At 71.7% G+C, this 21,856-nt stretch carries 17 protein-coding genes and 2 pseudogenes; 6 read left to right on the forward strand and 13 right to left on the reverse strand.

All coding sequences use genetic code 11. The annotated features are described in order from the left end of the window. The 8 genes and pseudogenes from AC2W7E_RS00005 to AC2W7E_RS00040 all read right to left on the reverse strand — a co-directional run. Nucleotides 1–192: pseudogene (locus tag AC2W7E_RS00005) on the reverse strand (hypothetical protein); the annotation flags it as partial. 124 nt (nucleotides 193–316) lie between these two features. Beyond that, the gene (locus tag AC2W7E_RS00010) at nucleotides 317–835 is read right to left on the reverse strand and encodes a DUF5684 domain-containing protein (protein ID WP_485988309.1); all 519 of its coding nucleotides are present in this window, start codon (nucleotides 833–835) and stop codon (nucleotides 317–319) included. Continuing rightward, nucleotides 832–3,375, reverse strand: coding sequence for a transglutaminase-like domain-containing protein (locus tag AC2W7E_RS00015; protein ID WP_378869405.1), 2,544 nt, complete (start codon nucleotides 3,373–3,375; stop codon nucleotides 832–834). Before AC2W7E_RS00015 ends, AC2W7E_RS00010 begins: the two co-directional genes overlap by 4 nt. Next, nucleotides 3,372–4,109, reverse strand: a complete 738-nt coding sequence (locus AC2W7E_RS00020; protein ID WP_485988310.1) for a DUF58 domain-containing protein — start codon at nucleotides 4,107–4,109, stop codon at nucleotides 3,372–3,374. Before AC2W7E_RS00020 ends, AC2W7E_RS00015 begins: the two co-directional genes overlap by 4 nt. Then, nucleotides 4,082–4,741, reverse strand: a complete 660-nt coding sequence (locus tag AC2W7E_RS00025) for a hypothetical protein (protein ID WP_485988311.1) — start codon at nucleotides 4,739–4,741, stop codon at nucleotides 4,082–4,084. The genes AC2W7E_RS00020 and AC2W7E_RS00025 overlap by 28 nt, the downstream gene beginning before the upstream one ends. Then, complete coding sequence (locus AC2W7E_RS00030) at nucleotides 4,738–5,727, reverse strand: AAA family ATPase (RefSeq protein WP_126894296.1); 990 nt, start codon at nucleotides 5,725–5,727, stop codon at nucleotides 4,738–4,740. Before AC2W7E_RS00030 ends, AC2W7E_RS00025 begins: the two co-directional genes overlap by 4 nt. A 34-nt stretch (nucleotides 5,728–5,761) precedes the next feature. Then, on the reverse strand, nucleotides 5,762–8,602 hold the full coding sequence (locus tag AC2W7E_RS00035) for a YcnI family copper-binding membrane protein (protein ID WP_485988312.1): 2,841 nt from the start codon (nucleotides 8,600–8,602) through the stop codon (nucleotides 5,762–5,764). A 93-nt stretch (nucleotides 8,603–8,695) separates the two neighbouring features. After that, complete coding sequence (locus AC2W7E_RS00040; protein ID WP_374461356.1) at nucleotides 8,696–9,280, reverse strand: hypothetical protein; 585 nt, start codon at nucleotides 9,278–9,280, stop codon at nucleotides 8,696–8,698. 66 nt (nucleotides 9,281–9,346) lie between these two features. Here AC2W7E_RS00040 and AC2W7E_RS00045 point away from each other — a divergent pair, with 66 nt between their 5' ends. Further along, the gene (locus tag AC2W7E_RS00045) at nucleotides 9,347–10,660 is read left to right on the forward strand and encodes a M50 family metallopeptidase (protein WP_485988313.1); all 1,314 of its coding nucleotides are present in this window, start codon (nucleotides 9,347–9,349) and stop codon (nucleotides 10,658–10,660) included. Between the two features lie 15 nt (nucleotides 10,661–10,675). Here the strand turns inward: AC2W7E_RS00045 and AC2W7E_RS00050 are convergent, their stop codons facing one another. Then, nucleotides 10,676–12,559 carry a chorismate-binding protein gene (locus tag AC2W7E_RS00050; protein ID WP_126894543.1) on the reverse strand — a complete coding sequence of 628 codons (1,884 nt, stop codon included), beginning with the start codon at nucleotides 12,557–12,559 and terminating at the stop codon, nucleotides 10,676–10,678. A gap of 210 nt (nucleotides 12,560–12,769) precedes the next feature. On the opposite strand from AC2W7E_RS00050, the gene ispG reads away from it, so the two are divergent. Genes ispG through AC2W7E_RS00065 form a run of 3 tightly spaced genes read left to right on the forward strand, consistent with a single transcriptional unit; the run spans nucleotide 12,770 to nucleotide 15,164 of the window. Beyond that, complete coding sequence (gene ispG, locus AC2W7E_RS00055) at nucleotides 12,770–13,900, forward strand: flavodoxin-dependent (E)-4-hydroxy-3-methylbut-2-enyl-diphosphate synthase (RefSeq protein ID WP_149086093.1); 1,131 nt, start codon at nucleotides 12,770–12,772, stop codon at nucleotides 13,898–13,900. A gap of 13 nt (nucleotides 13,901–13,913) precedes the next feature. Then, the gene (locus AC2W7E_RS00060; RefSeq protein ID WP_085607277.1) at nucleotides 13,914–14,246 is read left to right on the forward strand and encodes a nuclear transport factor 2 family protein; all 333 of its coding nucleotides are present in this window, start codon (nucleotides 13,914–13,916) and stop codon (nucleotides 14,244–14,246) included. A 51-nt stretch (nucleotides 14,247–14,297) separates the two neighbouring features. Continuing rightward, complete coding sequence (locus AC2W7E_RS00065) at nucleotides 14,298–15,164, forward strand: alanyl-tRNA editing protein (protein WP_485988314.1); 867 nt, start codon at nucleotides 14,298–14,300, stop codon at nucleotides 15,162–15,164. A gap of 90 nt (nucleotides 15,165–15,254) precedes the next feature. On the opposite strand, the gene AC2W7E_RS00070 is transcribed toward AC2W7E_RS00065, so the two are convergent. The 3 genes and pseudogenes from AC2W7E_RS00070 to AC2W7E_RS00080 form a co-directional block, all read right to left on the reverse strand. Further along, nucleotides 15,255–15,947 carry a hypothetical protein gene (locus tag AC2W7E_RS00070; protein WP_315109892.1) on the reverse strand — a complete coding sequence of 231 codons (693 nt, stop codon included), beginning with the start codon at nucleotides 15,945–15,947 and terminating at the stop codon, nucleotides 15,255–15,257. 21 nt (nucleotides 15,948–15,968) lie between these two features. Continuing rightward, entirely contained in the window at nucleotides 15,969–17,006 is a 1,038-nt protein-coding gene (locus AC2W7E_RS00075; protein WP_485988315.1) for a hypothetical protein, read from the reverse strand. Between the two features lie 156 nt (nucleotides 17,007–17,162). Next, nucleotides 17,163–18,574 (reverse strand): annotated as a pseudogene (locus AC2W7E_RS00080) (RNB domain-containing ribonuclease). Between the two features lie 78 nt (nucleotides 18,575–18,652). On the opposite strand from AC2W7E_RS00080, the gene AC2W7E_RS00085 reads away from it, so the two are divergent. Continuing rightward, nucleotides 18,653–19,423 carry an isocitrate lyase/PEP mutase family protein gene (locus tag AC2W7E_RS00085; protein WP_102208370.1) on the forward strand — a complete coding sequence of 257 codons (771 nt, stop codon included), beginning with the start codon at nucleotides 18,653–18,655 and terminating at the stop codon, nucleotides 19,421–19,423. 39 nt (nucleotides 19,424–19,462) lie between these two features. Then, entirely contained in the window at nucleotides 19,463–21,223 is a 1,761-nt protein-coding gene (locus AC2W7E_RS00090; RefSeq protein ID WP_485988316.1) for a proline--tRNA ligase, read from the forward strand. 18 nt (nucleotides 21,224–21,241) lie between these two features. Here AC2W7E_RS00090 and AC2W7E_RS00095 read toward each other — a convergent pair whose 3' ends face one another. Then, nucleotides 21,242–21,745 carry a pyridoxamine 5'-phosphate oxidase family protein gene (locus tag AC2W7E_RS00095; RefSeq protein ID WP_485988317.1) on the reverse strand — a complete coding sequence of 168 codons (504 nt, stop codon included), beginning with the start codon at nucleotides 21,743–21,745 and terminating at the stop codon, nucleotides 21,242–21,244. Between the last annotated feature and the right edge of the window lie 111 nt (nucleotides 21,746–21,856).

Genomic DNA, 21,856 nt, shown 5'->3' on the forward strand with positions numbered 1-21,856 from the left:
GGCGGTGTCGAAGACGAGGGGCTTGATGTTCGGCGCGTCGGTGGTGCCGTCGAAGTCGTTGTCGGCCCAGTCGTCGATGATCGCGTAGTCGATGTCGGGGTTCGCGAGCGCGGACTCGACCCGGGGAGAGGGAGCAGACGGTGCCGGGGGTGCGAAGGTCGGGGACGGCGGAGCCGACGGCGAGGATGCCACGGACGGTGCCGGCGGGGATGCCGGGGACGCGGCAGGCGGAGCGAACGACCGCGGGGCCGCCGGCTCGGCGTCGGCGCGCTGGGGGCCGGAACCACCGCGGGCGGCGCGGCGTAGTCGGGGAAGATCAGGGACGGCGTCTCCGGCGATCCGGTCCCGGCCGGGGCGAGGGAGGGGATCGTGTACCCCGAGGCATCACGCGCAGGAGCCGTCGCGGGCGGAGCGCTGCGGCGCGGCCCGGGCTGGAGCGCCGCGAGACGGTCGCCCTCGGGATAGGGGGCGGGCCCCAGGCGAGGACAGTCGCCCAGACCGGCGGCAGCAGGATGGCGAGCACCGTCATGCCGGCGCCCCGTCCGAAGCGCCGGTTGATCCGGTGGGTCGCGACGACCTTGAGGTAGATCCCGTAGAGCTGGACGATCGGGATGAAGTAGAACACCACCGACCAGGCGGGCACTCCCCCGCGTGCGAGGATCTCGGCCTCGTTCAGGACGGGCACCCAGCCCTTCCACCCCTCCCCGTCGATCCGGGGGAACAGGCGCGAGAGCGCGAGGGCGTACCAGACGTAGACGGCCAGGCCGACGAGCAGGCCGAGTCCGACGATGATGACGAGCATCGTGGCCAGACCGGAGTCCGCGGGCGCGGTCATGAGTCCCCCTTCTTCCGGTCATCCAGTGAACCGGTCCATCCGAGCGTACCGAGCATGGGTCGTGCACCGAAGCCGGGGAGGCGCAGCGACCGCGTCCTGGCCACGAACGAGGTCGGCCGGATGCGGGCACGCAGGCGCTGCCACCGTGTCCCCGTCTTGGCGAGCTCCGCCCGCTCCGCGTCCACGAGGGCCCACGCGGCCGTCGCGTCCTCGGGAGTCGGCGGGTGCTCGGCGAACACGGCACGGTCCACGAGGGCGGCGAGCCGTTGCGCGGCCGCGCGACCGCTCGACTGCGCGCGCTGCGTCCGGGTGCCCTGCCCGGCCATGGGCACGTCGTGATCGGCGTAGACGTCGGCGAGCTCCTCCCAGGCGCCGGCCAGACGGACTTCGGGATCCGGGGCCGTGCGGCGCGCGTGTGCGCGCCTGCTCTTCGCGACGAGGAGCACGAGGAAGGGCAGGGCGAGCAGCAGCAGGGCGAGGAGGCCGAGGCCGACACCCCGGAGGATCGGCAGCAGGACGGCGAGGACCTCCGACGCCGGCTCCGCGAGCGGCGGCGCGTCGTTGTTCGCGTCGCTCTGCGCCTGCGGCGGGTCCAACGCCTCGGACCGCGGCTGCTCGGGGACCGTGGGATGCTCCGGCAGCTGCTCGCCCTCGGTGAGGGTGCTCGGCAGCATGGAGTACTGGGGCGTGGTGTCGACGGGGATCCACTCTCCCCCTGAGGTGCGAACCTCGACCCACGCGCTCATGTTCGCGCCGGTGCACACGTCGCCGCAGGCGGGGATCCCCGGGACCTCGTCCGCGCCGGCGAGGCGCGCGCCCATCACCACCCGGGACTCCAGCCCCCAGTGCTGCGCGAGGAGAGCCGCGGCCACGGAGAACTGCTCGTCGTCGCCGACCGCCGACACGAGCATCTCCGGCTTCGCGTCGGCGCCCGCCCGCCGCTCCTGCTCGGTCAGCGCCGTGAAGAGCTCTTCGATGCGGGCGGCGGAGTGCCCGGCATAGCTGGGCGCGAAGGCATACCCCTCGGACTGCTGCAGAGCGGCGATCCAACCGGCGGCCGCTTCGTCCTCCAGCAGCGCGTGGCTGAGATAGCCGCGGGACCGCAGGCGATCGATCACCTCGAGGTAGCCGGCGCCGGTCCGCGGCTGCTCCTGCATCTCGGCCCATTCGACGAGCGCCGGGTACCGATCGGTGTCGAGGGTCGAGCGTCCGCCCTGGAGCGCTGTGAGGTCACCGGGCTTGCCCGGCGCATCGATGAGCACGGCGTAGCGATCCCCGGGCACCAACCCCTCCCCGCCGCCCGGCGCGTCGGCGACGGTGATCGCGGTGTCGCCGTCGGCGTTCACGTGGAAGCCGTCGGCGAGCGCGTCCGCCCGCTCCCCGGAGAAGGCGGGAGCCTCGGCGAGGCCGGCCGGCGACGGAACCCAGATCCCCCGGTAGCCCTCGCCGATCGTGATCTCCATCGTCACCCGGCCGGGGCCGGGGAGGGCCGAACGGGGCAGGCGGCTGAAGCGGTCGTCGGCGTCGATGTGGAAGTCCTCGCCGTCGTAGGCGTCGAGGGTGACCAGACGGAGGCGATCCACGGCACCGGGATCGCCCTCCAGCTGCACGACCGGCGTGTCCAGCATGCCGCCGGCGAACCAGGATCGATACGAGCTGAGCGGGCTCGGCTGCTCCTGCACCACCACCATGGGCTCGATCTCGTCGCGGAGGACGGAGCGGTCCGACCAGCCGGCCGCCGCGGGAGCGATCGCGAAGCCCGCGGCCAGGGCGATAACGGCCAACCCCGCGGAGAGGAGGTGCCGGCGCACGGTGAGCCAGGCGGGGGTCGCACGGCGGGAGATGTTCGCCGCCGCCACGCTGCGCAGGGCGGCGGCGCGCTGCAGCCGCGTGCGTCCGACGAGCCAGACGAGGGACACCACGAAGACGGCGACGCCGATCAGCCATTCCCGGGGCGCGGGGAGCTCGACTCCGGCCACCGAGACCGGGGAGGACGTGCCGCTCACGCCGAAGGCGATGCCGAAGACGCTCATCGCCACGACCACGGGGACGGCGGCCACCGCCCGCCTGCCCCCGCTCCAGACGAGGAGGGTGGCGACGAACGAGCCGGACAGCATCACGACGAGGAAGGGGATGAGGACCGCCTGGTACTCGCCCAGCGGCGGGTTCAGGGTGAGCATCTGCTTCCACCCGAGCACGACCCCGAGCACCGCGTCCCGCACGCCGCCGAGGAATGCGGGAAGAGAGGTGAGCGCGGACGGGATGGCCAGTGGCACCGAGACCAGCAGGTACACGCCGACTGCGGCAAGCGCGGCGAGCAGCGTTCCCCAGCGCAGGATGCGCGCGACGACGGCGACGGCCATGCCGAGGAGGCCGCCGACGATCCCCACGGCGAGGGCCCGGGACGACTCGTAGACCGGCCAGGCGGCCGCTGTGGCGAGGAGCACGCCGACGAGCACGTATCCCAGCGACCAGAGGGTCAGGGCCGAGGGGAGGCTTCCGCGACGCGGCCGCCCGCGCTTCGGGCCGGCCGCGTTCATCGCAGGGCTCCGCGGGCGAGCATCTGCGGGAGGTCGCCGAGCGCCCCGAGGGTCATCACCGCGAGCTCCCTGGCCGTCCGCATCGTCGGCTGCGCACCGAGCTCACTGCGCACCGCCACGGCCTCCACGGCCGCCGGGAGCTTCACCGCCGCGTGACGCAGACGCTCGAGAGGCAGGAGGGAGCCGGTCAGCAGGAACCCGATCGACAGGTCGGGGTACGACTGCGCCGTGAGGGCGGCGACGGCTTCGAGCCGCATCACCCGTGCCGCCTGATCGATCGTGGAGGTCGCGTCGAGGAGCGCCTTGGGAGTGACCGTGGGCAGAGTGCGGATCGACAGCACCTCCGCGCGGCCGTGTTCCGGGATCTCGTTGCTCACCGAGAAGAGCACGTCCCTGCCGTCCCGCACGCCCTGCAGCGCCAGGGACGCGGCGGCGCTGACCGTGTTCTCGAACTCGTCGTCGCTCGCGTAGGACTCGGGGTCGAGGTCGAGGATGACGGCGATGCGCGCGTGCCGGGACTCCTCGTACTGCCGCACCATGAGGGTGCCCGTCTTCGCCGTCGACTTCCAGTGGATGTGGCGCGGCGAGTCGCCGACGACGTACTCCCGCACGGCGTGGAAGGAGAGGTCGGCGTCCACCAGGGTGGTGCTCGGCGTGCCCTCGAGGTCGCGGATCAGGCCAGCGCTGGTGCTGGGGAGCCGCACGGTCACCGGGTGCACATGGATGCGCTGCACGTCCGGCCAGCGCAGTTCTCGGCGGAGGATCCCGATCGGTCGCCGCGGGTGATCGTCATGGGGCCGACATCGATGACGCCGCGGCGGTGCGCGGCGATCGTCAGCTCCTCACGGTGGTGCGCGCCCGGTCGGAGCAGCGGCACGTGCGCCTCGACGAGGCCCTCCCCCACCGGCACGTCCACGACGCCGGGGAGCGAGAGGCGCTCGCCGTTGTTGCGGACGTCGAGCGTCGCACCGATCTCGGCACCGGCGACGACGCGGTCGCGGTCGAGCACGAGATCGATCCGGTAGTCATGGGCGCCGAGGATGAACGGCACGCAGGCCACCAGCAGCACGAGCGCGATCGTGGCGACCGCCCAGGCCTCTACCCAGCCGAACAGCAGCCCGGCGAGCACGCCGAGCACCACGGCCGCGGCGACGAGCATGCCCGCCGTGGTGACCGTCTCACGGACCCAGCCGACCGTGGCCCTCGTCGCGCGCCCCACGGAGCGGGCCACCCGACGCGCGCCGAAGACCGCGCCGCGCACGGGACCGCGGCGCGTGCGGTCGTAACGCGTGACGGTGGACGTCCGCGTCGACGTGCTCGTGCCGGCGGTCGTCCGCGTCAGGCGGGATTCGGTGCTGAAGGTCACGCAGTGCCGTTCTCGCGCGGAGGTTCGACGTCGAGGAGGATCTGTCCGACCACGGCCACGGCCGTCACCCCGTCGAACTCGGCTTCCGGTTCGAGCACCAGACGGTGCGCGAGGGCGACGACGGCGAGTTCGCGCACGTCGTCGGGCGTCACGAACGTGCGCCCGTTCTTGGCCGCCCAGGTCATCACCAGGCGCGACAGCGCCAGGGCCCCGCGCACACTGGCCCCGAGACGGACCTCGGACGCGCGCCGCGTGGCGTCGACGATGCGCATGATGTAGTCCGACACCAGCGGGTTCACGTAGACCCCGCGCGACATCTCCGCCATCGTCAGGATCGTGTCGGTGTCGACGATGCCGTCGAGCACCGTCTTCGCCCGACCGGCGCCCTGCAGGATGCGCATCGTCGCCGCCTCGTCGGGGTAGCCGATCGAGGTCTTGATCATGAAGCGGTCGAGCTGCGCCTCCGGCAGCCGGTAGGTGCCGCCCTGCTCGATGGGGTTCTGCGTCGCCATCACGAGGAACGGGGAGCCGACGGACCGGGTGACGCCGTCGACCGTGACCGTGCCCTCCTCCATGACCTCCAGCAGCGCGGACTGGGTCTTCGGGCTCGCCCGGTTGATCTCGTCGGCGAGCACGATGTTCGCGAAGACGGGCCCCGCGTGGAACTCGAACGTGCCCTCCTTCTGGTCGTAGACCGTGATGCCGGTCACATCCCCCGGAAGGAGGTCGGGCGTGAACTGGATGCGGCTGCTGGTCCCGTTGACCGTCTGGGCGACGGCGCGGGCGAGCGCTGTCTTGCCGGTTCCCGGATAGTCCTCCAGGAGGACGTGGCCGCCGCTGACGGCGGTGGCGAGCACGAGTTCGACCACGTGGCGCTTGCCGAGGATCGCCTGCTCGATGTTGCCGGTCAGGATCGAGAACGTCTCGGCGAACCAGGAGGCCTGCTCGGGAGCGATGGTGACGGGGGCTGCTGCGGTGGCTGGCATAGGGAAAGAGTATTCGTGTCGGTGTGCTCGGCGGTCAGGGGCACAGGCCCGTGACGCGATGCGTGATGGGGGTGAGGGTGGCGAAGGCTCCGGTCCACGTGATGGTCACGTCGAAGGTGCCGGGAGTGTCGACCAGGGGCGTCGCCTCGAGGATGTACGAGCCGCGTGCGGCGGCGGACACCGTCACGACGTCGCCCTCGACGACGGGCATGCAGGGTTGGAACACGGCGTTGACCACGGTCGGTGCGGTCGTCGCGGTGATGGTGACCTCGCCGGAGCAGGAGTTGCTCTGGCTGGCATGGCAGGCGCGGGCGAGGACCTGGCCCGGTGACGAGTCCGGGGTGAGCGCGAAGTCATCGCGCCACGATCCGTACATGTAGTACTTCGGCACGAACCCGTTCTCCACCTCGATGCGCGGGGCCGAGGCCAGCCCGTACTCGTAGCGGTTCCCGTCGCGCCGGGGGTCCTTCGCGACCGTGTAGGTCGTGTCGCCGCCGGGGCCGTCGACGAACGTGAACGTGAAGACCGTCGCGGTGGACGACTCCGCCACCCCGTAGCCGTTCGAGGCGCAGGCCTTGACGGAGTACAGCTGGTACGGCCGCAGCCCCTGGAGGGACGGGGACTCGGACTGCACCTCGCCGCCGGACACCGCGAGCGTGCCGTCGCCGCGTGCGGTGCAGCTGACGTTGCCCGACCGCCACGCCACGTACACGACCTGGACTCCCTTGGCGCTGCCGTTGGCCTGCGCGGCGATGCCGGAGACGTTCACCGCCGTGTTCGAGACGACCGTCGCCTGGGTCGCCGCCGGGTCGAAGTACACCGAGCCGGCGACCGTCACCGAGGTGCGGAACCCGCCGCCCTCGTTGCCGCCGCCGGTCGGCGGCTGGAACTGGCTGATCGGGACGATCGTCAGCGTCTGCGCCCCCGGGGACAGCGCGATCTCGGCCGTGGTGGTCGCCCCCGTGCGGTTGATGACCTCACCCGTCTCCTCGATCCGGAACGAGACGGCGTCGTCGGCGGCGTCGATCGACACCCGGACCGCCCCACGTCCCCGGTCGGAGACCCCCGGTCGGTACTCCGGCGTGGCCGTCGCGTTCGAGACGACAGGAGCGGCGTAGGCCCAGCTCGTGTGCGGCGACGTCGCGGCCGAGGTGCCGACGGCGTTGACGGCCGCGGCGGTGAACGTGTGCGGGGTGCCGTTCGTCAGCCCGTTGACCGTGCAGCGGTAGACGGCGCCGGCCGGGCTGCAGGACGCATTCGCCGGGGCGCCGTCCTGGAGGATCGTCACACCGGAGACCGCGGGATGCGCGCGTCCCGCCTCGCCGAGCGGCACTTCCAGCGCGACGGTCGTGCGGGTGAAGCCGACCGTCGTGACGCTCGCGGGGGCCTGCGGGAACCCCTGGAGGTCGAGGGTGAGCGTGCCGGTGCCGGTGCGGCCCTGCGCATCCGACACGACGAACGGGATCACGCACTGTCCGCCGGGCGCCTGCCCGCCGCCGGGCCAGCTCGCCGTGATGGTCTTGGCGCCTGCTGTCGAGACCGAGGCCACGTCGCAGCGCGCGCCGGCCCCGAGCGACATCAGGCGCAGCCCGGATCCCGGCTTCCCGGCGAAGGGATCGTACTCACCGGCGACGTCGACCACGTCGATCGAGCAGTTGGCGCTCGTGACGACGCACTGCTTGGTGAAGGTCGCTCCCCGCGGGGCGTCCGGCGGGGCCGCGCCGACGACGAGGCGGACGGACGCCGACGGCTGTCCGTACTGCGGCACGGTGACGCTGACGTTCTCGGTGTTGCCCGGTCGCGCATCGGCGCGCGCCTCGATCGTCAGCTTCCCGCCGCTCTGCGTGACGAGGAACGCCGAACCGGAGTAGACGATGCGGTACTCGAGGGAGGAGGCGTTGCCCTCCCGGCCCCCTTCCCACGCGGCCATGTTGGCGTAGAGGTCGACGCTCTCCGTCGCTCCGGGGGCGATCGTGTGCGAGATGGAGGAGAGCAGCAGCTGCGGCTCGGACGGGCGGACGCTGATGGGCACGTCGAGGTACGACCACCGCTTCTGCCCCTCCAGGCGCACCGGGATCAGGCAGGTGTCCGACCACGGCGCCTCGCGGCCGGCCCGGTACTCCGCTTCGCGCGGGCCGTCGGCGGTGCATTCTGCGGCAGCCCGCTGGGCGGTGAACGACCCGGTGCCGATCTCGATCGCATCGGACGACGGGAGGTCGGCGTAGTCCTGCACGGCGAAGGAGACGGCCGCGTCCTCGTCCACGACGACCGGCGTCGCACCGGGGACGAGCTGCACCTGCATGTCGTCGAACGCCGGGATGCGCAGGAAGCCGTTGCCGTGACCGTCCGCGGTGCCGTCCGTGACCGTCACGACAGGCGCGGGGGAGTCGAGGTCGTGCGGGTCCTCACCCTTCTCGGCGAGCTGCGTCCACTCGGTCGCGCCGTCCACGCACTGCTGGACCACCGGGAAGGCGAGCGTTTCGGGCGTGTCCTCATCCAGGCCCACCGACATGCTCACGGCGCCGCGCAGGTCGGTCGGCACCGGCGTGAGGGCGGTGTACGTGACGGCGCTCACGAGACCGTCGTCGCCGCGCTCGACCTGGATGGTCCAGTCGCCGTCGAGCGTGGGGGCTACCGAGGCGAGACCGTCCGGCATGGTGATGCGCAGGGCGGTGGTGGGCGAGGTGCCGCAGCCGTGCGAGAACGAGAAGGTCAGCACGCCGTGGTCGCCCGCGGCGAGCTCGTCCGGGCTGACGCTGACGTGCGCCCCGGCCATCGCGGGGACGGCGAGGGCGAGGGCGAGTCCGCCGACGACGCCGGTGGCTCCGAGGAGGGTGCGGCGCGGACGACGGGGACGGATGGTGGTGTTCGACATGGGGTCTCCAGATGCTCGTGTGCGGGCGCGCCGGAACAGCGCAACCCGGAAGGATGGGCCGTCGAACGGCGACGGCCGGATCGAGGGGACGGCTCAGCCGCCGAGGAGCATCGGAGGACCGCGTCGCGAGACCACGGCGGTCGTCGCGACGTCGAGCGGAGGGAGGAGGGCGGAGCGCAGCGGACGCGGGGGAGCGGGAGGCGTGGAGGCGGGCGTCGCCGTGCGTCGGAGGGCGGCTCGGAACCAGCGGGCGATCGTGCGCAGCACGCTCTCGCCATGCCACAGCAGCACCGTCGTCAGCAGGGCGGCGACGAGGTGCGCTGCCAGCATCAGAGTGCCGGGCCCCGGAGCGGGCGACAGGGGTCCCAGCGCGCTCAGGTCGAGGTGGTGGGAGTGGACGCCGAGTCCCGGCGCCTCCTCGGCGGTGGGCGCCCCCAGGAGCTGGAAGAGCAGGTGGAACGCGCCCTGCGCCAGGATCACGGCCACCGCGACTCGGGCGCGCGAGGACCGACGGCCGACCACGGCGGCGGAGAGCGGCACGAAGAGCGTCGCGACGGCGGCGATGAGCAACGGGTGCGGGGCGGCCCCGCCGGCGAGCGTGTGGGAGACGGCCGCGAGGAGCGTGGCGATCGCGGACACGGCGGCGGCGCGGAGGAAGCGCAGCTGCCGGGACGTCATCGTGCCAGCCTAGCGACGCTGCGCGAGCCGGGCGGATTCCTAGGCGGCGGGCAGTAGCGTGGGCTCGTGGAATTCCTGCTCTATCTGGGCGGCATCGTGTTCATGCTGATCGGCCTCGGCCTCTCGATCGGTCTGCACGAGGTCGGCCACCTCGTCCCCGCGAAGCTCTTCGGCGTGCGTGTCGGCCAGTACATGATCGGCTTCGGGCCGCGCCTGTGGTCGAAGCGGATCGGCGAGACGGAGTACGGTTTCAAGCTTCTGCCCCTGGGCGGCTTCATCTCCATGTCGGGGATGTATCCGTCGTCGAAGGACAGCGGGCCCGCGTCCGGGGCGTTCCGCACGCTCATCCAGGACGCGCGTTCTGCCAACGACGACACCATCGCGGAGGGCGCCGAGGACCGGGTCTTCTACAAGCTTCCGGTGTGGAAGCGCGTGATCGTGATGCTCGGCGGACCGCTCATGAATCTCGTGCTGGCCGTGGTGATCTTCACCGTTCTCGTCAGCGGGATCGGCGTGCAGCAGGGCACCACGACGGTCGCGGCGGTGAACGAGTGCGTGGTCCCCGCGTCGTCGACGGCGACCGAGTGCGGGGCCGACGATCCGGAGTCCCCGGCCGCTGCGGCCGACGTGCAGCCGGGCGACGTCCTCGTGTCGATCGACGGGAAGCCGGTGTCGACCTTCGCGGAGGCCACCGCCATCGTCCAGGCCTCACCGGGCGAGCCCCTCGCCCTCGTTGTGCGCCGGGACGGCACCGAGCGGACGCTGACCCTCACCCCCATCGCCGCGGAGCGCACCATCACGGACGCGAGCGGGCAGCCGGTGCTCGACGACGACGGCGATCCCGTCGTGAAGGAGGTCGGCTACGCGGGGATGATCGCGCAGATGGGCTACGTGCAGCAGCCGCTGACCGCCGGACCCCAGCTGGCGGCGGACACCGTCGCCCGGGTCGGCTCGCTGATCGTCACGCTCCCGGTGCGCCTGTGGGACGTCGGGGTCTCGCTCGTGACGGGAGGGGAACGCGATCCGAACGGGCCGCTGAGCGTCGTCGGCGTCGGGCGTCTCGCGGGCGAGGTGGCCGCGACGGACGCTCCGGTGCTCAACCGCTTCGCCGTGCTGCTCGGCCTTCTCGGCTCGCTCAACGTCGCGCTCTTCGTCTTCAACCTGATCCCGCTGCTGCCGCTCGATGGCGGGCACATCGTCGTCGCGCTGTGGGAGGGGATCAAGCGGGCGTGGGCGAAGCTGTTCCGGCGGCCGCCCCCGGCCCCGGTCGACGCCACCAAGCTCGTGCCGCTGACCGTCGTCGTCGCGACGCTGCTGATCGCGATGGGCGCGCTCCTGCTCGTGGCCGACCTGTTCAACCCGGTCAAGCTCCTGGGCTGAGCGGCCGGAACGCGCTCAGCGCAGGGCGTGCGCCGCCAGGCGCTCCAGCGTGCGGATGCCGTCGCGGGACAGGATCGATTCGAGGTGGCCCTGCACCGATGCGAAGCCGTCGCCGCGGAGCGCGTAGACGTCTCCGGTCACCGGATCCGCGGAGACCTCGGCCGCGCCCACCGTGGTCGCTCCGGGGTCGACCCGTGCCGTGAAGGTGTTGTAGAACCCGATCGAGGCGTCCTCGCCGAACACCGGCACGGCCTTCTGCAGCCCCTGGTGCGGAGCGTCGAGGGGCGTCAGCGCGATCCCCATCCGGTCCGCCAGGATCTGGTGGCTCAGGCAGACCGCGAGCAGCGGCGAATGCGCCTGCAGGCGGGCCGCCACGACCTCGCGCATCCGGGCGATGCGCGGGCTCGCGTCGTCTCGGGGGTCGCCGGGGCCGGGGCCGGCGACGACGAGATCGGCCGTCTCGACCGCCCCGTCGTCCACCTCGTCCCAGGACGCGATGGTCACGTCGAGCCCGAGGTGCCGCAGCTGATGCGCGAGCATCGTCGTGAAGCGGTCCTCGGCGTCGACGACGAGGGCGGAGCGGCCGGAGAACGGACCGGTGAAGTCCTCGCCCTGCGGGTTCAGCCAGAACTCGGCGAGGCGGGCGTTGCGCGAGGAGAGGAGCGCGGCGACGTCCGGGTCGTCCGCGAGACGCCGCGGCTCACCGGGGGCGTCGGCGTCGCTGCGGGCCTCGGCGACGCGGTCCCGATCGATCGCGCCGATCGCGCCGAGCACGCCGGCGGCCTTGCCGTGGGTCTCGGACACCTCGCCGTGCGGGTCCGAGTGGCGGACGAGGGTCGCGCCGACGGGCACGCTCAGCTCGCCGTCGCGCAGGTACACGGTGCGGATGAGGATGGGCGCGTCGAGGTCGTGCCCGCCATCGGCGTTGGGCGTGAAGAGCGCCGCGACGCCCGAGTAGTAGCCCCGGGGCTTGCGCTCGTGCCGCCGGATCACGGCGCAGGCGTTCTGCATGGGGGAGCCGGTGACGGTCGGGGCGAACATCGTCTCGCGGAGGATGTCCCGCGGGTCCAGCCCGCTCCGTCCGCGCAGCATGTACTCGGTGTGCGTCAGCCGCGACATCTCCTTGAGATGCGGGCCGGTGATGCGTCCGCCGTCGGCGCAGACGGCGCTCATCATCTTGAGCTCCTCGTCCACGACCATGAACAGCTCCTCGGTCTCCTTGGTCGACGCCAGGAAGTCGGTGAGCGTCTCCTTCGTCGCGCCGCCGGCCGGATGCCGGAAGGTGCCCGAGATGGGGTTCATGGTGACGACGCCGCCGCGGGCCACGACGTGCGCCTCGGGGCTCGCCCCGACCGCGATGTGCCCGGGGGTGACGACCGCGAACGTCCAGTAGGCGCCGCGCTCGTGGGCGAGCAGAGCCCGGAACCAGGTGAGCGCCGCCTGGCGCCCGTCGGCGTCGACGGTCGCGGTGAAATCGCGGCGGATGACGAAGTTCGCACCCTCGCCGCGGCCGATCTCGTCCGCGATCACGGTCTCGACGATCCGCGCGTACTCCTCGTCCGCGATGTCGAAGCCCTCATCGCGGAGCGCGATCGGGGCGGTCGGAAGCGCGTCGAGCACAGCAGCAGTTGGCAGGTCGAGGTGCTCCGCGACGACGAGGCAGCGCAACGGGGCGCCGTCGTCCTGGGCCACGAAGCCGCGTTCGCGGACCTGCCGATACGGGACGAGCGCGAACACCTCCCGCGGCTCTCCCTCGACCGTCAGGGGGATGTCGGCGAGCAGGTCGACGTCGGTCACATCTCCGGTGAGCAGCTCGACGGTGTCCGCGCCGTCCCGGGCGATCAGCACGAAGGACGCGGTGGGGTCGGCGCTGAGCTCGTCGAGGCGAGAGAGGGTCATCGATGTCTCCTGTGCGAGGGCTCCGGCTCGGCGCAACGAAAAGACCGCCCCGGAGGCGGTCTGGATTCGAGGGAACGCGAACACACCGCCTAGGAGGCGGGCCACCAGGTGATGTGCGCGATCATGGGGCGAAACTACCACACCCGCCGCATCCAGCCCTTCCGCATCCGGGCGGCGTAGGCTGGGATCGTGCCAGCAGTGAATCTTGGGATGCCGAAGGTCCCCGAAGTCCTCGCCCCGCGTCGCAAGTCCCGTCAGATCAGGGTGGGCAAGGTCCTCGTCGGCGGCGATGCGCCCGTCAGCGTGCAGTCGATGACGACGACGAAGACCACCGACATCAACGGGACGCTGCAGCAGATCGCGGAGCTCACCGCCTCCGGCTGCGAGATCGTCCGCGTCGCCGTGCCCTCGCAGGACGACGCCGACGTGCTGCACATCATCGCGAAGAAGAGCCAGATCCCGGTCATCGCCGACATCCACTTCCAGCCGAAGTACGTCTTCCAGGCGATCGACGCCGGCTGTGCGGCCGTGCGCGTGAACCCGGGCAACATCCGCAAGTTCGACGACCAGGTCGGCGAGATCGCGAAGGCCGCCAAGGACGCGGGCGTCTCGCTCCGCATCGGCGTGAACGCGGGCTCGCTCGACCGTCGCCTGCTCGAGAAGTACGGCAAGGCCACGCCGGAGGCCCTCGTCGAGAGTGCGGTCTGGGAGGCGTCGCTGTTCGAGGAGCACGACTTCCACGACTTCAAGATCTCGGTCAAGCACAACGACCCGGTCGTCATGGTCAAGGCCTACCGTCAGCTCGCCGAGCGGGGCGACTGGCCGCTGCACCTCGGCGTGACCGAAGCGGGACCGGCCTTCCAGGGCACGATCAAGAGCGCGACCGCCTTCGGCATCCTGCTGGGGGAGGGCATCGGCGACACCATCCGCGTCTCGCTGTCCGCGCCGCCGGCCGAGGAGGTCAAGGTCGGTCACCAGATCCTGCAGTCCCTCAACCTCCGGGAGCGCAAGCTCGAGATCGTCTCGTGCCCGTCCTGCGGTCGGGCTCAGGTCGACGTCTACACGCTCGCGGAAGACGTCACCGAGGGGCTCAAGGAGATGACGGTGCCGCTGCGCGTCGCCGTCATGGGCTGCGTCGTGAACGGCCCGGGTGAGGCACGCGAGGCCGACCTCGGTGTCGCCTCCGGCAACGGCAAGGGCCAGATCTTCGTCAAGGGCGAGGTCATCAAGACCGTCCCGGAAGCCGACATCGTCGCCACCCTCATCGAGGAGGCGAACCGCATCGCCGCCGAGATGGGACCGGACGCTCCGCTCGGCACCGCCCAGGTCGTCACCGCCTGATCCGAGGAGTGCCGTGTCCGACATCCTCCTGCCCGCGCCGGTCCAGGCCATGATCGACGCGATCAACGCCGGGGACACCGACGCCTTCGTCGCCGCGTTCACCGCGGACGGCTTCGTGAGCGACTGGGGCACCGTGAAAGCCGGTGCCGACGGCGTGCGCGGCTGGGCGGACAGCGATGCGATCGGCGCCGGGGCGCGGATGACCGTGCTCTCGGCCGCCACGGACGGCGACACGACGCGCATCCGGTTCGCGTGGAGCAGTCGCGTCTTCAACGGCGAGTCCGATGGGATCTTCGTCGTCGACGGCGACCGGCTCGCCAGCTTCACGATCCCGCCGTCCCACTGACACCCCGTGCCTGACCGGCACCACCCTTCCGTCGTCTCTCCGAGGAGCCCCATGACCACGCCCACGATCGTCACCTTCCCGGACGGCAGCCTCCGCGGAGACGCGGTCGTGACCCGCGTGGCCGACGACGCCGACGGAACCGTGGTCGTCGTCGACGCCACGCCGTTCCACCCCGTCGATCACACCTGGCCCGATCAGCCCGGCGATACCGGCGACATCTCCGGCGAGGACGGAGCCGTCGCCGTGACCGAGGCGCTCATGGCGGCGGTCTCGGATGACGGCGCGTTCGCGGTGGGCAGCGCGATCCCCGTCAAGCGCGGGACCGAGGGGTGGACGTGGCTGGTGGGCCACCGGCTCGATGGTGCCGCGCCCGCCTGGCTCGCGGAGGGGACGCGCGTGGCGCTCTCGGTCGACGAGGCGCACCGTGCCGGCCTCAGCCGCGGTCACACCGCGTGCCACCTCGCCTCCCTCGCCCTGGATCTCGCGGTCGCCGACCTCTGGCGCAAGGACCCGGGGGAGGATGCGCTGGGAAACCCGGACTTCGAGGGACGGGCGAACCAGTCCAGCCGCATCCACGAGGACGGCGCCGTCGACGAGTACCGCCTCGGCAAGAGCCTGCGCCGCGCGGGATTCGACACCGAGACGTTCGCGGCCACGCTGGCCGACCGCGAGCAGCGCATCAACGCACAGCTCGCCGCATGGGTCGCCTCCGCTGCCGCGAGCCGCATCGAGGTGGACGGACCGACCATCGTCGACCGGCGACGCTGGCACTGCGACCTCCCCGAGGGCGAGGCCGTGATCCTCTGCGGCGGCACCCACGTCCGTTCCCTCGCCGAGTTCGCCGCCATCGCGGTGACTCTGGATCTGTCCGACCCGCAGCTCCTCGTGATGACGACGACCGCGACTCCCGCCTCCTGAGCCCTCGCCCGCCTCAGGCATTCGCGCGAGGACAGGCGCCAGCGGCCGGTGTCGCCTGCTGTCGCGTGTCTGCCTGTTCCCGCGATGAGGTCAGCGCACGAACCCTGCCTGCACCCGACCACCGGCGAGTTCCAGTTCCTCACTGACCCGCGCCGCGAACCCCGGGATGTCTCCGGCGAGCAGCGGAGCGCTGAGCTGCTGCGAGCGCTCGGGGCTCCACGCACGCAGACGTCGGGGGAGCCACTTCCCGGAGCCGATCCACTGCCCGTCGGTCAGCAGCATCAGCTCGGCGATGCGCTCGAACAGCAGGCCGGCCACGACGTGCTGCTCGAGCGGGTCCGTGGCGTCCTGGAGGTCGTCGAGCAGATCGGTGATCACGTACCGCCGGAATCGTGACTCACTGTCCTCCACCGTGGGCCCGGCGGCGAGCACCGCACCCCACCGGGCCCGCAGGTCGTCGAGCCCGGGCCCGGAGAGCACCGGCACGCCCTCCACGAGCATGTGCACGATGACGGGTCGGTGCTGCGCAAGGCCGCGGTTCGCCCATGTCTCGAACCCTTCCGCCGTGTAGGCGAAGACCTCGAAGATCTCGCCCTCGAAATCGCAGGTGAGGGCCTCGCTCTGCTGGGCGCGATCGGTGAAGAGATCATCGTCGATGAGCAGGAGGTCGATGTCGCTCGAACGCGTGCGCTGGCCGCGGGCCGTGCTCCCGGCGACGATCGCGATGCGTGCGCGCGGATACCGCGCGGCGATGAAGCGCCCGACGCGCTCGACCTGATCCATCTCGACAGGGTAACCCGCGGCTCAGGCGACGATTCGCCGGCGCAGTGCGCGGAAGAAGCCCCGGATGGCGAGCTCTCGCTCTTCGGAGCCGAGGTGCTGCCAGACCTCGAGCTGTTCACGCCGCTTCTCGAGGTCCGGGGGAAAGGGGCCGTCGCCGGAGTCCCAGACCAGGAACGCGAGGATCATCTGCACTTCCCACGCGGCCGCCATCGGAGTGCTCAGGAGGGAGTTCGGGGCGAACGGGCTCACGCTCACCGCACTCTGCAGCGGGAGAAGGCTGGAAGCGAGGGGGCCTGGATGTGTCTCGCTCGTGCGGACGGCGATGCCGTCGTCGAGGATCGCCAGGATCCTCTGCCGCTGCGCTTCCATCGCGGCGAGGGCGCGGTTGCGCCAGGCGAGGCAGGCAGCGACCGCGACGAGGGCCACGGAGAAGGAACCCGCGACCTCGAGCTGGGGGCTCAGGAACCAACACGTGTACACCACGAGGATCACGGCCGCTGCGGTCATCGCCGTGTAGGCCCGTCCTGCGCGATGCAGGTCTGCGGTCGGTGCGGTGGAGAGGACAGGGGGAGTCAGCATCAGTGCCATCCACCCCCAGAAGGCGCCGAGCACGGCGATCGTGGCGAGCAGGAGCAGCACCTGGGGGTCCCGGCCGATCGTCGGTGTCAGCGCCGCCGCACCCGCGCCGATCGCCAGCAGCAGCGAGAACGCGACGGACAGCCCCAGTACTGCGGCACCGATCCGGTGCCGCGCCTTCCGGGCGAACCGGGTCACGCGACTGTAGCCGTTCGCGGTCAGAAGCGTGACCAGCAGGATGACGGTCGCCATCGAGCATCCGATCCCGATACCCATGCGAAGGGACATGTCGTTCGCGGTCGCAGCCGGCACAACGGTGAACGCGGCGGCTGCGCCGAGGGAGAGGAAGACCGCCAGGCACAGGCGGAAAAACCACCAAGGGGCGGAGCGCCAGGAAGACACCGGGACTTCCACGAACGAGGAGGCCAGCGCGAAGAGGTCGAGCGGGGGACGCGTCACGGATTCGACCGGCATGGAAGGCATGGAGCGAGTATGCCGACCAGCACGGACATCGTCCCGAGAGGCGCCGACGGCCGTCTCGTCTCGGGCTGACGCTGGTGGAGGATCAGGCGAACGCGGCAGCACAGGCGCTGGTGCCGGTAAGCGCCTGATCCGGCGTCCTCGCCTGACCCGGCGGAGTCAGACGGCGAGCTCGATCTCGCCCGTCGCGATGTCCACGCGCACGACGCGCAGCCGCACCACGTCCCCGGGCCTCGCGAGACCCACCGCCGCGGTCGTCGTGACCGCGGGCTCCGCGATCTGGACGGCGGCCCGCTCACCCCGGAGCTCGATGACCGTCGCCTCGACCGTCTGCCCGACCAGAGGCGTGAGCAGCGCGGCCTCGACGCGGTTCACGGTGTCCGCGTCCAGCTGCGACGCCCGTCGGCCCGAGTCCTGCATGAGCGCGGGGAGGTCGCCGAGGGAGGAGCGCACCCACTCCGGCACCGGCTGTCCCGTCGACACGGCGAGGCAGATGGTGAGGACCCAGCGGTCGACGAGCCGGCGGAGGGGAGCGGTCGCATGTGCGTACGGGGCGCCGATCGCGGCCTGCACGGCGTCGGCGGGCGGCTCCCCGTCGAACACGAGGTACCCCGCACCGCGGAACAGCGAGGCGGCGGCTTCCAGCACCGGGAGGGTCATCGGGTCGGAGCGGTCGAGGCCGCGGAGGTACTCGCCGTACGTGCCGTCGGTCCACGGGCGCCCGAGCGCCTCCGTCTGGTGACGGAAGGCCGCGAACGCCGCCTCGTCCGGCTCCGGCATCGTGCGGAGGATGCCCACGCCTGCGTCGATCATGAGCGTCGCGGCCGCCATCCCGGTCATGAGCGACAGCTGCGCGTTCCACTCCTCCACGGGCAGGGGGCTGCGGCGCTCGATCGCATAGGAGCCGTCCTCGGTGCGCACGACCTCCTCGTCCGGGACGTTGAGGCTGGCTCCACCGCGCCGACGCTCCTGCTCGAGGCGGAGGGCACCGATCTCCGGCAGCAGGGCCGCGTGGCCGCCGTCGCCCCGGTCCAGCGCCTCCTGGGTGCCCGCGTAGTCGAGCTGCGCACGGGACCGGATGAGGGCGCGCTCCAGCCGGAAGTCGGTCACGGTGCCCGCGGCATCCAGCGCGAACGTCCACACGAGAGCGGGACGGTCGACATCGGGGAGCAGGGAGACGCGGTCCTCGCTCAGCACCGGCGGATGCAGCGGGATCGTGCCGTCCGCGGCGTACAGGGTCTGTCCCCGTCGGCGGGCCTCCGCGTCCACGGCACCACCGGGGGTGACGAAACCCGGCACGTCCGCGATGGCGTACCGCACCCGATAGCCGTCGCCGTCGCGTTCGAGGTGGAAGGCCTGGTCGAGGTCACGGGCGCCGCCGGGTCGAGGGTCGCGAACGGGATCTCCGTGAGGTCGAGCTCCGGGGTCGTCGCCGAGGCCGCTTCCGCCTCGGCGAGTACGTCGGCGGGAAACGCGGTCGGCGTGTCCAGGGCCTCCCGCAGCGCCGAGAGCGCCGCGGCGAGCTCGGTCTGGGCGGCGGAGGGGGCGACATGCGAGCGGCGCTGGGGCATGCCGCCAGCCTAGGTCGAGCACCGGGACGATCCGCCGCAGCCGGCCCGCGTGCCCGCATCGGCCGCTAGCGTGGGGACATGACCACTGCTGCCAAGGCCCAGACCCTCGTCGGACTCTATGACGCCCCGGAGATCCTCCGCGTGGTGAACGTGTGGGATGTCGTCTCCGCACGCGCCGTCGCCGCGCTGCCGGAGACAAAGGCGATCGCCACAGCCGGTCACGGCATCGCCGCGTCGTTCGGCTACGACGACGGGGACACCCCGCGCGACGTCATGATCGACATGGTCGGACGGATCGCGGCGGCCGTGTCCGTTCCCGTCACCGCCGACCTGGACGACGGGTACGGCGACGCGGGGGAGACCACCCGCCTCGCGATCGCGGCCGGCGTCGTCGGCGCGAACGTCGAGGACCGCCTCAAGCCGCTGGATGAATCGGTCGCCGTCGTCGAGGCCATCGTGAAGGCCGCGGAGGCGGAGGGCGTGCCGTTCGCCCTCAACGCCCGGACCGACGCGTTCGTGCGTGCCGGGTCGCGCCCCGTGGAGCAGAGCATCGCGGATGCCATCCAGCGCGGTCGCGCCTTCCTCGATGCGGGCGCCACCGCGGTCTTCGTCCCCGGCATCCTGGACGCGAACGTCACGCGTCAGCTCGTCGAGGGGATCGGTGAGCGCAAGGTCAGCGTGATCGGCATCCCCGGCGCGCTCGCCGCCTCCGAGTACGAGAAGCTCGGCGTGGCCCGCATCTCCTACGGTCCGCTGCCGCAGCGCGTGGCGCTCACGGCTCTGCAGGAGCTCGCGGAGAGCCTCTACGGCGGCGGTGTCGTGCCGCAGGGACTCCCGGCCCTCAACTGAGCGACGAGGCGGGTGACCGCGGCTCACTACACTTGAGCCGTGGTCACTCGTCTTTCGAACTTCTTCCTCCGTACGCTCCGCGAAGATCCTGCCGGTGCCGAGGTCGCCAGTCACAAGCTGCTGATCCGCGCCGGGTACATCCGACCGCAGGCGGCAGGCATCTTCGCGTGGCTGCCGCTCGGCCTGCGCGTCAAGGCGAAGATCGAGACCGTCATCCGCGAGGAGATGGCCGCCGCGGGTGCGCAGGAGGTGCACTTCCCCGCGCTGATGCCGCGCGAGGCGTACGAGGCCACCGGTCGCTGGGACGAGTACGGCGATCTGCTGTTCCGCCTCCAGGACCGCAAGGGCGGGGACTACCTGCTGGCGCCGACGCACGAGGAGGCGTTCACGCTGCTCGTGAAGGATCTGTACTCGTCGTACAGGGACCTGCCGCTGACGATCTTCCAGATCCAGGACAAGTACCGCGACGAGGCCCGGCCGCGCGCCGGGCTCCTCCGCGGCCGCGAGTTCACGATGAAGGACGCCTACTCCTTCGACGCCTCCGACGAGGGGCTGGACGCGAGCTACCAGGCGCAGCGGGACGCGTACGAGCGCATCTTCCAGCGGCTGGGCCTCGAGTACGCCATCGTGCAGGCCGACGCCGGGGCCATGGGCGGTTCGCGGAGCGAGGAGTTCCTGCACCCGACCCCCGTGGGCGAGGACACGTTCGTCCGCAGTGCCGGCGGCTACGCGGCCAACGTCGAGGCCTTCAGCACCCCGGTACCCGCGCCGGTCCCGTTCGATGCCGACGGCGCCCCCGTGGTCTTCGACTCTCCGGACACGCCGACCATCGAGACGCTCGTGGCGCACTGCAACCGCGAGCTCGACGGCGAGTACACCGCCGCCGACACGCTCAAGAACGTGGTCCTCGCCCTGAAGCACCTCGACGGCACCCGTGAGCTCGTGATCGTCGGCATCCCCGGCGACCGCGAGGTGGACGAGAAGCGCGCCGAGGTGGCCTTCGCGCCGGCCGAGGTGGAGACCGCCACCGCCGAGGACTTCGAGAACAACCCCCTCCTGGTGAAGGGCTACATCGGTCCGTGGTCGCCCACGGGCGCCGTGCTGGGCGAGGAGTCCGCGACCGGCATCCGCTACCTCGTCGACCCCCGCGTGAGCGAGGGCACGAGCTGGATCACCGGCGCGAACATCGACCAGAAGCACGCGCACTCCGTCGTCGCCGGACGCGACTTCGAGGCGGACGGCATCGTGGAGATCGCGAACGTGCGCGCCGGCGACCCGGCGCCCGACGGCTCCGGTCCGGTAGAGCTCGCCCGCGGCATGGAGATCGGTCATGTCTTCCAGCTCGGACGGAAGTACGCGGAGGCGCTCGGCCTCAAGGTCCTCAACGAGAACGGCAAGCTCGTCACGGTCACCATGGGGTCGTACGGCATCGGCGTCACGCGGATCCTGGCGATCATCGCCGAGCTCAACAACGACGACAAGGGCCTCATCTGGCCGGCCTCGGTCGCCCCGTTCGACGTGCAGGTCGTCGCCGCCGGGCGCGACCAGGTCGCCTTCGACGTCGCGGAGGACCTCTCCGCGCAGCTCGAGGCCGCAGGCCTCGACGTGCTCTACGACGACCGTCCGAAGGTGTCGCCCGGAGTCAAGTTCGGTGATGCAGAGCTCGTCGGCGTCCCGAAGATCGTGATCGTCGGCCGGGGCGCCGCCGACGGCCAGGTGGAGTTCTGGGACCGCCGCACGGGCGAGCGCGAGGCGGTCTCGGTCGCCGAGGCCGTGGAGCGGCTCTCCGCCACGCGCTGACCCGGCGCCGCCGGTCGCTCAGCAGGTGACGCGGCCGTGGTCCATGATGTCGTCGTCCGGGGTGTCTCGGGTCACCAACGCCTTGAGCGCCCCGGCGGCCATCGCCACCTTGCCCTTCGCCGGTTCCCAGAATTCGGCGACGACCGGGGTGACCGCGAGCAGGGCGATGCCGGGGGTGTCCAGCCCGTCCTCGAACCAGATGTCGAGGGAGGGGGAGTAGAGCTCCTCCATCTTCGGGCGGTCGTGGACGACCTCGGCGGTGCCGGCGACGGACACGTAGCGCATGCCCTTCGCGTCGCAGTAGGCCAGCCCGACATCATGGTGACGGCGCGACTCCTCGACCTTCTCCGTGTCTTCCGCCGTGAAGAACCAGATGGCGCCGGCGTCGTCCATCTGCCTGGTCGACATCGGCCGGCTGACGAGGTTCCCATCCGGGTCGGTGGTGGTGAGCATGGTGAAGTCGATGTCCTCCACGAGCTCCTTGATGCGGGCGAGGGCCTCGGTTCCGGTGATCTCTGTCATGTCGCCATCGTGGCGCCACCGCCGACCGAGGGCACGGGCGTTGACACCGTGTCCCGCCCATGCTGCGGAGCGCGGGGGTGCGGATCCTCGGCGTTGCGTCCCGTCGGCGGG

Source organism: Microbacterium sp. CFSPD4_SD4 (assembly GCF_057364585.1).

What these genes read in the sequence shown, in the direction of transcription:
- AC2W7E_RS00050 (WP_126894543.1), bottom strand. Translation starts at nt 12,559, where the DNA reads ATGACCCTCTCTCGCCTCGACGAGCTCAGCGCCGACCCCACCGCGTCC.
- AC2W7E_RS00065 (WP_485988314.1), top strand. Translation starts at nt 14,298, where the DNA reads ATGACCACGCCCACGATCGTCACCTTCCCGGACGGCAGCCTCCGCGGA.
- AC2W7E_RS00035 (WP_485988312.1), bottom strand. Translation starts at nt 8,602, where the DNA reads ATGTCGAACACCACCATCCGTCCCCGTCGTCCGCGCCGCACCCTCCTC.
- AC2W7E_RS00075 (WP_485988315.1), bottom strand. Translation starts at nt 17,006, where the DNA reads ATGCCTTCCATGCCGGTCGAATCCGTGACGCGTCCCCCGCTCGACCTC.
- AC2W7E_RS00030 (WP_126894296.1), bottom strand. Translation starts at nt 5,727, where the DNA reads ATGCCAGCCACCGCAGCAGCCCCCGTCACCATCGCTCCCGAGCAGGCC.
- ispG (WP_149086093.1), top strand. Translation starts at nt 12,770, where the DNA reads ATGCCGAAGGTCCCCGAAGTCCTCGCCCCGCGTCGCAAGTCCCGTCAG.
- AC2W7E_RS00085 (WP_102208370.1), top strand. Translation starts at nt 18,653, where the DNA reads ATGACCACTGCTGCCAAGGCCCAGACCCTCGTCGGACTCTATGACGCC.
- AC2W7E_RS00070 (WP_315109892.1), bottom strand. Translation starts at nt 15,947, where the DNA reads ATGGATCAGGTCGAGCGCGTCGGGCGCTTCATCGCCGCGCGGTATCCG.
- AC2W7E_RS00095 (WP_485988317.1), bottom strand. Translation starts at nt 21,745, where the DNA reads ATGACAGAGATCACCGGAACCGAGGCCCTCGCCCGCATCAAGGAGCTC.
- AC2W7E_RS00015 (WP_378869405.1), bottom strand. Translation starts at nt 3,375, where the DNA reads ATGAACGCGGCCGGCCCGAAGCGCGGGCGGCCGCGTCGCGGAAGCCTC.
- AC2W7E_RS00010 (WP_485988309.1), bottom strand. Translation starts at nt 835, where the DNA reads ATGACCGCGCCCGCGGACTCCGGTCTGGCCACGATGCTCGTCATCATC.
- AC2W7E_RS00040 (WP_374461356.1), bottom strand. Translation starts at nt 9,280, where the DNA reads ATGACGTCCCGGCAGCTGCGCTTCCTCCGCGCCGCCGCCGTGTCCGCG.